At 49.3% G+C, this 12,444-nt stretch carries 11 protein-coding genes; all 11 read right to left on the bottom strand.

Annotation, left to right across the window (positions count from 1 at the left end):
• Positions 1-43: 43 nt before the first annotated feature.
• Positions 44-988, bottom strand: a complete 945-nt coding sequence (nadA, locus tag U1I11_RS21160; protein ID WP_322908085.1) for a quinolinate synthase NadA — start codon at positions 986-988, stop codon at positions 44-46.
• Between the two features lie 643 nt (positions 989-1,631).
• Complete coding sequence (gene ftsH / locus U1I11_RS21155; protein WP_322908070.1) at positions 1,632-3,677, bottom strand: ATP-dependent zinc metalloprotease FtsH; 2,046 nt, start codon at positions 3,675-3,677, stop codon at positions 1,632-1,634.
• A 171-nt stretch (positions 3,678-3,848) separates the two neighbouring features.
• A complete protein-coding gene (gene hpt, locus U1I11_RS21150; RefSeq protein ID WP_322908069.1) occupies positions 3,849-4,388 on the bottom strand; it encodes a hypoxanthine phosphoribosyltransferase in 540 nt (179 codons plus the stop codon).
• Positions 4,389-4,443: 55 nt separating this feature from the next.
• A complete protein-coding gene (gene tilS, locus U1I11_RS21145; RefSeq protein WP_322908068.1) occupies positions 4,444-5,877 on the bottom strand; it encodes a tRNA lysidine(34) synthetase TilS in 1,434 nt (477 codons plus the stop codon).
• A 160-nt stretch (positions 5,878-6,037) separates the two neighbouring features.
• Entirely contained in the window at positions 6,038-6,970 is a 933-nt protein-coding gene (locus tag U1I11_RS21140) for a protein kinase domain-containing protein (protein WP_322908084.1), read from the bottom strand.
• Positions 6,971-7,259: 289 nt separating this feature from the next.
• The gene (locus U1I11_RS21135; RefSeq protein WP_322908067.1) at positions 7,260-7,772 is read right to left on the bottom strand and encodes a S1 domain-containing RNA-binding protein; all 513 of its coding nucleotides are present in this window, start codon (positions 7,770-7,772) and stop codon (positions 7,260-7,262) included.
• Positions 7,773-7,909: 137 nt separating this feature from the next.
• Positions 7,910-8,284 (bottom strand): septum formation initiator family protein, encoded by a 375-nt coding sequence (locus U1I11_RS21130; protein ID WP_322908066.1) that lies wholly within the window; start codon positions 8,282-8,284, stop codon positions 7,910-7,912.
• 299 nt (positions 8,285-8,583) lie between these two features.
• A complete protein-coding gene (locus U1I11_RS21125) occupies positions 8,584-8,859 on the bottom strand; it encodes an RNA-binding S4 domain-containing protein (protein ID WP_322908065.1) in 276 nt (91 codons plus the stop codon).
• A complete protein-coding gene (locus U1I11_RS21120; RefSeq protein WP_322908064.1) occupies positions 8,859-9,131 on the bottom strand; it encodes an HU family DNA-binding protein in 273 nt (90 codons plus the stop codon). Before U1I11_RS21120 ends, U1I11_RS21125 begins: the two co-directional genes overlap by 1 nt.
• A gap of 132 nt (positions 9,132-9,263) precedes the next feature.
• Positions 9,264-10,748: a bifunctional methyltransferase/pyrophosphohydrolase YabN gene (gene yabN / locus U1I11_RS21115; protein ID WP_322908063.1), complete on the bottom strand. Its 1,485-nt coding sequence runs from the start codon at positions 10,746-10,748 to the stop codon at positions 9,264-9,266.
• Positions 10,749-10,767: 19 nt separating this feature from the next.
• Entirely contained in the window at positions 10,768-12,408 is a 1,641-nt protein-coding gene (locus U1I11_RS21110) for a putative polysaccharide biosynthesis protein (protein ID WP_322908062.1), read from the bottom strand.
• Positions 12,409-12,444 lie beyond the last annotated feature (36 nt).

Here is a 12,444-nt window from a genome sequence, read left to right as displayed (position 1 = left end):
AATACGTACGTACTTTAGATTTGCTCCAAAGCATCGACCAGGCTTAGGACGAAGAAACTTCCAACATACGCTCCAGTGAAATGCGCGCGCGATCCGCTACAGCTGGCGGTACGTAAATTTGCGGCTTCATCGTTTCCAAGCAGTTCACTAGCTTTTTCAAATTGTTGACTTTCATATTCGGGCAGACGAGATATTTACTAGCAAAATGGAAACTTTTGTCTGGGCTATCTTTGCGTAGCTGGTAGCCGGTTCCATCCTCTGTACCGACGATAAATTCCTGACAATCAGATTGTTTGCAATATTTAATGATCGCAGTCGTACTGCCTACAAAATCCCCTAGTGCGACCACTTCAGGACGACATTCCGGATGAACGACAAATTGGGCGTTTGGATATTTAGCTCTCATTTCGAACACATCTTTAACTGTTAACATATCGTGAGTATTGCAATATCCTTCCCAGATGATCATCTTTTTGTCGGTATGCTGCTGTACATAATGACCGAGGTTTTTGTCCGGAACCCAAATAATTTCATCGGAATCAACAGACTGGATCACTTTAACCGCATTAGCGGATGTGCAGCAAATGTCTGTTTCTGCTTTCACGTCAGCAGAGGAGTTGATGTAGGTGACCACTTTTGCATTCGGATGCTGTTCTTTCAGACGACGCAAACCGTCCACATTGACCATATCTGCCATTGGACAGCCGGCACGTTCGTCGGGAATGATGACCGTTTTGTTAGGCGCGAGAATTTTGGCGCTCTCACCCATAAAATGCACACCGCAAAATACGATCGTATCCGCGTCGGTCTGGGCTGCCTTTTGAGCGAGCAAAAACGAATCGCCACGGAAATCAGCTACTTCTTGAATTTCGTCACGCTGATAATAATGCGCCAAAATAATGGCATTACGCTCTTTTTTTAGCTGTAGCAAACGTTCACGAAGCTCTGCATCACGCTCTGCTTTTTTTTCAAGTGCCAACGCTTCCATCATTTCATCTCCCTGTTGTTTGAGACACTTTTCACAATGTTGCTCGCCCACGTTTCTCGTCTGCCGTTAAAGTTAATCTATTGCCTTGCCGGTACATTGTCCATATGACAATCTGCTGTACTTGGCATTTATATCCAATGTACACGCTAATATCCGACATCTATAGTCACTCATACGTATAAAGTAATTTCATTTGACAGAACAAAGATTGTGAAAAAAATTGCTTACACCGCTGTAAAATGTGTCCAATTTGTGATAAACTTCCCCAATAATGTACACAATCCGACCCCTAATTGTCAATGTTCAAATCGTGGAAAATGATTGAAATTTTAACGAATCTGTATGATGACGCACAGATCAAAGCAGCGGATCATACGTTTGCTTAGCTATACTACCCAATCATTACATATCGCCTAGCGAATAAGCTGCCTACTGCTACGCGATCTATACATCAGCGATCTATACATTAGCTCTCTCTCCAATAAAACTTATTTTCTGCCTTAGCACTCCTCTTAACTATATGAATCTTCAGTAAAAACACAAAAAACCTCCAAAGGAGCCATTCCTTCGGAGGTTGATCATCTGTATTAAAATTATACTGTTATCGATCTGTTGATCGATCGCGTATTCATACAGCACGAGCTTAAATCGTCGGCGTGCCGCCACCTGGTCCACGGTTATCGCCGGAATTATCATTTGGATTGTTCGGGATCGTGCCACCCGCCTCAGGAGAAGAAGATGTTGTATCATCTTTTTCGAGACGAACTTTAGAATCACCGATGCTATCAAATGTTGGCTCACCCGCTTCGTTTGGTGTACCATCGTTGCCGCCGTCGGTACCTTCGCCAGTGCCATCGAGAGAACCTGTTTCGATCAGTTGTTTGATCTGTTCGAAGTCCAGTGTCTCCACTTCAAGCAGCGTTTGCGCGATCAGATGCATTTCGCGAGAATGCTTTTGTAGCAATTCGCGGCAACGCTCATACGAATCTGTAATGAAACGGTGCATTTCCTGATCGATCTCGTGCGCAATCGCATCACTGTAATTTTGCTCATGACCGAAATCACGGCCGAGGAACACTTGACCTTGCGAATTACCGAACTGCATTGGGCCGAGCTTTTCACTCATACCGTATTCGACGATCATACTGCGTACGATGCTGGTCGCTTGCTGGAAGTCGCTGTATGCACCGGTACCAATTTCCCCGATATACAGTTCTTCCGCCACACGTCCGCCGAGCAAACCGGTTACTTTATCCAGCAGCTCTTGCTTCGTTACGAGTGTACGATCTTCCTTCGGCATCATGATTACGTATCCGCCTGCACGACCACGCGGTACGATCGTTACTTTGTGCACCATATCCGCATGTTCCAGGAAGTAACCGACAACCGTATGACCGGCTTCGTGATACGCGACGATGCGTTTCTCGCGATCGCTGATTACGCGGCTGCGCTTCTCTGTACCTACGATTACGCGGTCAATCGCTTCGTCTACTTCAGTCATAGAAATATCACGACGGTTACGACGCGCTGCCAGCAGGGCAGCTTCGTTAAGCAGGTTCTCCAGATCGGCTCCGGTGAAACCTGTTGTACGTTTGGCGATAATATCGAGTTTGACGTCCTTCGTCAGCGGTTTATTGCGAGCATGTACTTTGAGTACCGCTTCACGACCTTTAACGTCTGGACGATCAACGGTAATTTGACGGTCAAAACGGCCTGGACGCAATAGCGCCGGGTCGAGAATGTCCGGACGGTTCGTTGCCGCAACGATAATAATGCCTTCATTGGCGCCAAAACCATCCATTTCAACGAGCAATTGGTTGAGCGTCTGCTCACGTTCGTCATGTCCGCCGCCAAGACCGGCACCGCGCTGACGACCTACCGCATCAATCTCGTCGATAAAAATAATACATGGGGCGTTTTTCTTCGCATTTTCAAACAGGTCACGCACACGAGATGCACCGACACCGACGAACATTTCGACGAAGTCAGAACCGGAAATGCTGAAGAACGGAACGCCAGCTTCCCCTGCTACCGCACGGGCAAGGAGCGTTTTACCAGTACCCGGAGGGCCTACGAGCAGAACACCTTTCGGAATACGCGCGCCGACGGTATTGAATTTACGCGGGTCTTTCAGGAAATCGACGACTTCCACAAGCTCCTGCTTTTCTTCATCCGCACCGGCTACGTCCTCAAATGTAATTTTTTTCTTTTCCTCATTGTACAGACGAGCACGGCTTTTGCCAAAGTTCATCACTTTGCCGCCGCCACCTTGTGCCTGATTGAACAGGAAGAAAAAGAGGATAAACATAATTACGAGCGGGATCATCGAAGTGATAAAGGACAGCCAAATACTGTCGCCCTCCATCGGCTTCACGGTTACTTGTGTTCCCGAGTTCGCCATCGCAGCGTCCACTTCGCTTAGCGCTGCATCAGTGGCAGGGATGTACGTAGTGAATTGCTTGGATTTAGCATCAGCAGGCTGTGTTTTGTACTCACCGGTCACCAGGTAAGCATAGTTGTCGAATTGAAGCGTCACCGACGCTACGTTACCGGCAGCCAGCGCTGCTTTGAGCTGGTCATATCTTGGATTATCGGTAGTTTCGCTTCCGTCACTAACGTAACGGACGATGCCCACCACGACTAAGAAAAGTATTAAATAGAAACCAGAATTTCGGATGAACCGATTCATCCCCTACCTCCTCTCAAGACACTTAAATTATTTTACCATAGCCCGTCTGACGTTCTCAATAGATGCCAGAGCACAATAACAGATATTGTCAGCTAAGACAGCAAAAAATGCGATCCTTACCGGCTGTCTGTCCTTGAGGTTCAGAATAACAAGTATTCTCAGGCAAGGTAATTAGCTCGAATAAATTTCCGGTTTTAAAATCCCGATGTAGGGGAGATTCCGGTAATGCTCGGCGTAATCCAAACCATAGCCTACGATGAATGCATCCGGAATGTTGAATCCGGTATAATCCGCTTCGAGGTTGACGGTACGGCCGGATGGCTTGTCAAACAAAGTTACAACACGTACACTCTTGGCGTTACGGCCATGCAGAATGTCGATGAGGTAGCTGAGTGTGAGCCCACTATCGATAATATCTTCAACGATGAGGACATCCCGATCTTCAACGGAAACATCCAGGTCCTTGACGATTTTGACCACACCGGACGATTTGGTGGAAGCACCATAGCTGGATACCGCCATAAAATCGATCTCAAGCGGCACTTCGATCCGTTTAACGAGATCAGCCATAAATACGAATGCGCCTTTGAGTACGCAGATGACGAGCGGGTTGCGGCCTTTGTAATCTTCACTGAGCGTAGCCCCCAGCTCCAAAATCTTCTGTTGAATTTCTTCTTCGCTGATGAGCACTTCTTTAATATCGTTGTGCAACTTGGATGAACCTCCTACATTATACTTATCAAGCTAAATCGATGAAAATCAAACATTAATCTTCAGACTTTACAATTTTCATATAAAGACAGCGATCGCTCTCGGCTGTTACGAGCGCCTCCCGTGCACGCCGCAAACCCGGAATCCACAATATGCGCCCACTGGCATCCGCCAGCAACGGTATATGATCGCGCTGAGACAATGGAATTTTGGCATCGATAAAAAGATTTTTTACTTTTTTCGTTCCGCCTCCAAGCAGTGATATGGCATCACCCGGACGGCGCGAACGCAAATAAAGCGGAAAATCCAATACATCCGCATCGAAAAACGCTTCGTCCGCAGTAAAGCATAGCGCATCGGAGGAACGATCCTTCCATTCCATTGTTTGCACTTCCACCTGTATGGAAGTGTCACGTATGGATATGACAGCATTAGCATACTGTACAGGAATGCAGAAAGGCTCCGCTTTTGGCTCGGAAGCTTCCAGAAAACGAATCTCATCGTACTCTCTAACACAGATGATCCCGCTTCCAACGTCCAAATTCCAGCTTGCCAGCTCACTTCGTTCAATCTGATAACGAATGATTTCAATTTTGTTAAAATCAAAGGTTTCGTTAGCCGATGACAGATAATTTAATATTAGTTTAATCAACCTCCGTTGTAAAGCGACATGCACTGCACAAAAGGAAGCTGCGGAAAATGAAAATGATCCTGCTTTCTCTTTAACCAGTTTGCCGTAGAGCGCCTCGGTCTGTTGCTGAACATAATCATTTTCCGTACTCGCAAGCTCAGCCAGTCGGGCAAGTGTAGGCACAAGCTGTCCGTTAAACTGCTCCAGAAAAGGCAAAGCATCCAAGCGGATGCGGTTGCGCGTGTACTTGCGCTGCATATTGCTGCTGTCCAGTCGATACGCCAAACCGCGCTCCTCGCACACATATACAAGGTCTGCCTTGTATATACGCAAAAATGGACGAATAAGTTCCAGATTTTTTTCGGAGCGACAGATTTTCATTCCGCCCAGTCCGTCCAGCCCTGTGCCACGTAAAATACGCATCAATACCGTCTCTGCCTGATCGTCCATATGATGGGCGAGCGCAAGCGTGTGTGCCCGATAATGCGCTGCCGTCCGCTGCAAAAAACGATAACGCAACTCGCGCGCCGCCTCTTGCGCTCCCTTGCCAGTGCGCTCCATATGAAGCGGCGTATCCACCGCCTCCAGCTCAAATGTGATGCCAAGCTCGGCAGCGGTCGCCCGTACAAATTCCGCCTCCTCTGCCGATTCCTGCGGACGAAATCCATGATTCATATGCGCACAGACAAGTGTCCAGTCATATTCGGCTGATAGCGCATGCAGCACATGCAGCAGCGCGATCGAATCCGGCCCACCAGATACCGCGACGACGATCGTACTGCCAGCGGCTGCAAAGCCAAACTCCCGGCGTATATGCCGCACATGCTCCAGCAAATCGTGCCATGTCTGTGATCCCATCTGCTACTCTCTCCTTCTATTACTGTGTGTTGCCTCGTATGTGTGCACAGCCTGTATGCAAACGGCGCATAAGTTGCCGCATCATATGCGCTTTATTTGCACCTAAAGCATCGTCATTGCGGCTCTAACACTAACTTGCCAATACATGCGCACCGCTACTTTAACCGCGCCAATAAATAGCGAGCAATACGATCCCAAGCCCGAATAGCGACCACAAAAAGGCACGGCGCAGTCGTACGGTCAGCATATCATGCCCGTGGCGGCTTGCTGGCAAGCCGAAGCGACTGATGCTTCGCCAGCTATAATACGCTTCACGCGTGCTGCGGAATTCACCGCGCACCGCCTTTTTCAACCATTCGCTGTACAATCTTAATCCAGGCGTGCTGTCGATTAATTGCACTAGATCGGCTTCGCCGCGCACCTGTGGCAATCGGGTAGCGATAATGCGCTGCAACCCGGGTTCATTGAACAGCTTAAGACAGATGACCGCAAAAGCAAACAGATCGTACGCATAATCCCCGACCCGATCGCCAGCATTCCAATATTTACGATCATACCATTCGGTAAACTGATGAATGCTCTGCCCTTGCAGACGAGCGCCGCCATAATCGATCAGATCGACCTGCCCATCATCGCTAACGATCACATGCTCTGCCTTCAAATCGCCAAACACCCAGCCCGATTCGTGCAACTCGGCGAGCAATTCCAATATGCCATTGCCTGCCATACCGATTCGATCGGCGCCGCGTGCACGCAAAAAGGCGCTTAATGGCTGACCTTTCACATACTTCATCACATAAAAGGGAATAAACTGCCCGTCCTGTTCATAATCATCCACATCGTACAAATAACGGTTGGCATCGTTCCGACCGGTTATTTTCCAATGTTTATGTAAAGAAAAAAGGAGCTTGATCTCCGGCTGCAGATTATGGTTGACGGTCGCCATCTTGAGTGCATATTGTTGCCCTTGCGCCGTGCTCACCAGATAAACGATCCCGTTGGTGCCTTTGCCTAGCGTACGTGCAATCACATACTGCTGCCCTCTTGATCTGCCCGTTACCGTTGTGCCTGCCGGCAATTCGGAATGTTCCATCGTCGACAACCGAGTCTCTCCTTCCTTCCAGGTTTACTTTCCCCAGTGTACCATATTCGATTACATTAGTTATGATTAGCATCGATTTTGCCTTAGCGCGTATGCCAACCCCTCTGTCCGTTCAAGCGAACCTACATTACACCACGAATCAAAAGCATTCCGGCAAACTGACAGTCGCATGTTGATATGCTTCAGCGAGGCGAAGCTTGTTGATGTGCCACAGATGCAAAAAACCGCAGACGCTACTGCGTCTACGGTCGTTATTTATATACTGTATGCCAGGTGAGGATTAGCTTCGCTTGGCACCACGGCCTCCACGCTTGGATTCCGTATTTTTTTTCAATGATGAAATGCGTTCTTCGCTATCCTTAAGGAAACGAGTCAATTTATCATCGAATGAAGCTTTAGGAGAAGAAGGCTTGTTAAAAGAACGTCCACCACGATCGCGATTGAAACTACCGCCACCGCCGCCAGGTCGATCTCCTCCATCTCTGCCACCGCCACGTGATTCCGGACGAGGTGGTCTGGAAGATGGTGGTCTCGAAGATGGTGCTGCTTCTGCCGGTTTGTCTACTGCTTGTTTAATTGAAAGTCCAATCTTTCCATCCTTGTCGACATTAATTACTTTGACTGTAACGACATCGCCCAGCTTGAGGTGGTCGTTAACATCCTTGACGTAATTGTCGGCAATTTCCGAGATGTGAACAAGACCAGTGACACCTCCAGACAGATCTACAAATGCTCCAAAGTGCGTAATGCCTGTCACTTTGCCTTCTAACTTGGTGCCCACTTCAATTGCCATAGAGTAAAATGATCCTCCCTTAAAATGTACAGTAAAATCCTACTTGGATTGATACCTGCGGTGATTAAATTATACCGGAAGCCCCTAGTAAGGTCAACCGATAAACCCCCGTCTTATGGATCATTTCGTGCTAATATTTACTTATTTGCTGACGGTTCGGTCGCCCAGATCGGTTTCTCGCCCGGCAAATACATTCCATATTGCTTACGCGCAATCTGACCGATATATTCCGGGTCTTCCAAACGTTTTAGCTCAAGCTGTGATTGATCGAGCGCCGCCTGCGTTTGTGCTTGCTGTTGCTGTTGCACGGCAAACTCCTGGTGCTTGGCGGATAATTGCAGCGATTGTTGTATAAATGAATACGTAGCCCAGCCCAGGAAAATCACCATGAACGCCATCCAAATCCGCAGACGCTTACGCGCACCGGGATTAGGGGACGGAGAAGGTGATGATGACTGCCTTCGCTGTGGTTGCGGGCGACTGTTATGTACGGATATCGGTTTAGGTATCATTTGTGTTCCTCCTTGAACAGTATAAACGAATGTACATGTTATATGATCATGCATCATTTGGGGAATCTGTGTAACCAACAATTGCACATAATAAAATGCGAATAGAATTGATTAACATAACTACCCAGCATATTGTTACATTACCACAAAACGAGAAAAAGTAACACTTTGCCCGTAAAGAAAATGACAAAAAGCTACTTTGATGTCGAATTGGACACCAAAGCAGCTTTTTGATATGTTATGGAGCAAATCCGTTATGGATATCGTACATCCTATACGAAGCGTTCAGACCGCATCGATCAGAACAGATCGTTGTTCCGCGGAATCGCTTCTTCTTTGATTAGGGTGTACATCGTAGCTGCTTCTTCTTTGCGTGTAGTTTCCGCTACACGTTCAATTCGAACGGTTACGAGCTTTTGACCGAATTGAACGGTAATCTCGTCGCCGACCTTAACCGTAGCGCTCGGTTTGGCTTCACGCCCGTTTAACAGGACTCGTCCCTGTTCAGACACATCTTTTGCCACGGTGCGGCGTTTGATCAGTCTGGACACTTTCAGGAATTTGTCCAGACGCATTAGTTTACTGCATCTTTCAGCTTGTTACCAGCTTTGAAAGCAGGTACGTTGGATTCAGGGATGTTGATTTCTGCGCCAGTTTGCGGGTTGCGTCCAGTACGAGCAGCACGCTTGCGAGTTTCGAATGTTCCGAAGCCGATCAGTTGCACTTTGTCGCCTTTGGACAGTGCACCGGAGATTTCATCCAGAAAACCGTTCAGTACAACTTCTACGTCTCTTTTAGTCAAACCGCTATTGTTCGAAATGTTGTTAATCAAATCTGTTTTGTTCATTATTAAAAGCCTCCCAAATTTTCAAAAAAATTCAACTGGGTCACTGTGCTGTCCCATGAACAGCATGTTAACACACAGCCGCTCTCTAAGTATAGTACATTCTTGGCTCAAGCCCAAATTCCTGCAAAATATTTACTTGTTTTGCGCTTTCGCTTCGTCCCACAGCCGATCCATCTCCTGCAAATCAGCATCAAGGAGCGTCAAACCGCGACTGCGCAGCGATTGCTCGATATAACCAAAGCGACGCTTGAACTTAAGATTAACGAGCGCCAGCGCCCGTTCGGGATCAGCGCTCATAAAGCGCGCCACATTGACCGTACAGAACAGCAGATCGCCCAGTTCCAGCAATTGCTCCTCAGCAGTCTGTCCGTCGCGAATCGCTTCCTTCAGCTCGGCAAGTTCTTCGTCCAGCTTGCCAAGTGCGCCTTCCACATCATCCCAGTCAAAACCGACTTTTGCCGCTTTCTTTTGCAGCTTATAGGCGGTCAGCAGTGCTGGCAGATCGCGTGGGATGCCGTCTAATGCGGACGCTTCGTCTACTGATTGACCTTTAAGGCGCTTTTCCTCCGCTTTCATCGCATCCCAGTTTTGCAGCGCCGCCTGTGCGTCACCGGCATGAATATTACCGAATACATGCGGATGGCGGAAAATAAGCTTCCGATTCAGCCCCTCAATCACATCGTATACGTTAAATGTACCGGTTTCTTCTTCGATTTGGGCATGCAGCATAATTTGTAGCAGCACATCGCCCAGTTCTTCTTGCATATGATCCGGATCATCCTCGTCGATCGTCTCCAGCACTTCATACGTTTCCTCAATAAAGTTCTGGCGCAGCGATGCATGCGTTTGCTCACGATCCCACGGGCAACCGCCCGGACTACGCAAAATGTCCACAATTTCATGCAAGCGATCAAATGTGCGATTACGCACCGCTTCGTCCTCGGTACGTGGCACATAAATTAGCGACAGATTACCGTAATCGTGCACATGATCCAGCTCATGCAGCGGCACCTGACAAATGCGCTCCTGTCCATGTACACCGAGCGCATGTGCTACGGTCACTTGATAGTTATCCGGATATAGCTCCATCAAGCTCAGCTTCACATCGGAAGCGGTAAACGTATCATATACTTGTCCGATCAGCGTATGCAAACCCGGTTGCAACAAACGCGCATTCAGCCCAGAAGCGTCCAGCAGCTGAAACCCTTCGATCGGATCAAAGCCGAGGCGTGTAAACGCTGCATCAAGAAAGCTTTCCCCGCCCAGCACCTGTACTGTAATGCCGTGTGACGCACTATTTTCCCGCAAAATTTGTACCGTCCGCTCCGCCACCATCGGGTGTCCCGGCACCGCGTAAACGATCTCTGCGCCCGCTTCTGCTTCCTTTGCCGCCTGCAGCAGGCGCTCTGCGATCTCCGCATACACTTCAGGGAACGAAGCACGGGATTCGTACACATCGTCAAAAGTGACAAAATCAGCCGTAATAGCAGACAATGCCGGATGATCGCTCGTACGTACATACAGTCGCTGCGCCGCTTGCAGCTTATTGAAAATGCCGACCGTCAACTGCTCGACATCGCCGGAACCGAGTCCGACAATTGTAATTCCAGCGCTCATCAATTGTTCCTCCAATCCATTATCCGTTTATAATTTTCAGCCGCTTCAACAAGGGTACCAGACGGCTGCCAATTTTGGGAAGTGCCGCCGCCTGCTGCTCGGTCATCAGTCCGGTGCGGAACAGTCCGATCAGGAACAATATACCGCCAATCAGCGCCCCGCCACCGGCAACAATGAGCGATTCCAACCGTTCATGCATACCGACTGCGTTCAGCAGCATCTGCATCAGCACAAGCCATGACAGTACACCGGCACACATAACGACGGTCACCAGTACCGGCTTCCAGATCATCTCACGCCATGAGATCGTAAAACGAGTCATACGCACCAGCAGCAACACATTCAGCAATGCTGCCAGGCTATACGCGACAATGCCTGCCATCGCGGCACCGTTAATGCCGTAATGCGGCACTAGTATAATATTAAGCACTGCTTTGACGACGGTAGACAACAGCAAATGAACCGCCGGTGCACGCACCGAACCAAGCCCTTGCAACAGCGCTGCCGTTACGATCGACAACGTTGCTCCTACACCGGTAAAAGCGAGCCAGCGAATCGTCTCACTGCCGATCGAATCTTGATATAACATAACGTCGATCGGCACCGCCAGCATGGCGATCCCTGCTGATGACGCAAGACCAAGCAACCAGAACCAGTTCACTGTCTGCTTCGTCTGATTGCGGATCAGTTCGTGCCGTCCGCGGATGCGTGCATCCGCCAGTGTCGGAATGAATAGAACCGACATGGAAGTTGCCAGCATCGCCATTAACTGCACTAACGGAATGCCTCGATTATAAATGCCGAAATTCACCATCGCCTCCGCTTCACTCCAGCCATCGGCTTTAAGCAGACGCGGAACGGTAAACGTATCGACCAAACTGATTAGCGGCGCAGACAGCGAGCCGAGGCAAATCGGCAGCGCATACAGCAGCAACGCCTTGAGCAGCGGCCATACAGGCTGCTGTGTCTCCTGTAACGGCGCTGACAGAGCGGCAAGCTCGCGATTGCGGCGCTGATGCAGCCACCAATAGATTAGCATCACTACCAGCCCAGCCGCACCGCCAGCCGCCGCACCAAATGTCGCCCCCGCCGCAATCCAGTCGTCCGCCGCACCGAGATGATGCAGCCAGAGCAGCAACACGACCATCGTCGCTACACGTATCGTCTGCTCTGCCACCTGCGATACTGCGGTTGGCATCATATCATGCATCCCCTGGAAATAGCCGCGTAAGCCCGCCATAATCGGCACGAGTGGCAATGCCAGCGCTGCGCTGCGAATCGCTGGCTCGGTATGCATATTATCGATCCATGCTGCCAATAGCGGTGCCGCTGCATACATTACCGCGCCGCAGACGATGCCTAACACAATGAGCATCCATGACGATACACGCAGCACACGCCGTGCGCCATGCGCGCGTCCAGCCGCCATCTCCTCAGCGACAAAACGCGATACCGCCGCCGGAAAGCCCGCTGTGGCGATTAGCAGCACGAGTGTATAAAACGGGTACACCGCATTATAAATGCCGAATACACCGTCACCACCAATATTTTGCAGCGGTATTTTCTGAACCGTTCCGATCAGTTTGGACAGTACCGCTGCCAGTACGAGAATGAATGCGCCACGTAACAGACGCGATGACGGTGATGCTGTTTCTTTCATTTATTCGGCCCTCCTTATGGCGGCATAGCCGTGTCG

The organism is Paenibacillus campi (assembly GCF_034659835.1).
Taxonomy (GTDB): domain Bacteria; phylum Bacillota; class Bacilli; order Paenibacillales; family Paenibacillaceae; genus Saccharibacillus; species Saccharibacillus campi.
The sequence above is the reverse complement of the archived record's forward strand: the minus strand, read 5'-3'. Positions and strand labels throughout refer to the sequence as shown.

Bases quoted from the DNA above. Each gene is read 5' to 3' on its own strand.
- nadA (WP_322908085.1), bottom strand. From the start codon at position 988: ATGGAAGCGTTGGCACTTGAAAAAAAAGCAGAGCGTGATGCAGAGCTT.
- ftsH (WP_322908070.1), bottom strand. From the start codon at position 3,677: ATGAATCGGTTCATCCGAAATTCTGGTTTCTATTTAATACTTTTCTTA.
- tilS (WP_322908068.1), bottom strand. From the start codon at position 5,877: ATGGGATCACAGACATGGCACGATTTGCTGGAGCATGTGCGGCATATA.
- U1I11_RS21140 (WP_322908084.1), bottom strand. From the start codon at position 6,970: ATGGAACATTCCGAATTGCCGGCAGGCACAACGGTAACGGGCAGATCA.
- U1I11_RS21135 (WP_322908067.1), bottom strand. From the start codon at position 7,772: ATGGCAATTGAAGTGGGCACCAAGTTAGAAGGCAAAGTGACAGGCATT.
- U1I11_RS21130 (WP_322908066.1), bottom strand. From the start codon at position 8,284: ATGATACCTAAACCGATATCCGTACATAACAGTCGCCCGCAACCACAG.
- U1I11_RS21125 (WP_322908065.1), bottom strand. From the start codon at position 8,859: ATGCGTCTGGACAAATTCCTGAAAGTGTCCAGACTGATCAAACGCCGC.
- U1I11_RS21120 (WP_322908064.1), bottom strand. From the start codon at position 9,131: ATGAACAAAACAGATTTGATTAACAACATTTCGAACAATAGCGGTTTG.
- yabN (WP_322908063.1), bottom strand. From the start codon at position 10,748: ATGAGCGCTGGAATTACAATTGTCGGACTCGGTTCCGGCGATGTCGAG.
- U1I11_RS21110 (WP_322908062.1), bottom strand. From the start codon at position 12,408: ATGAAAGAAACAGCATCACCGTCATCGCGTCTGTTACGTGGCGCATTC.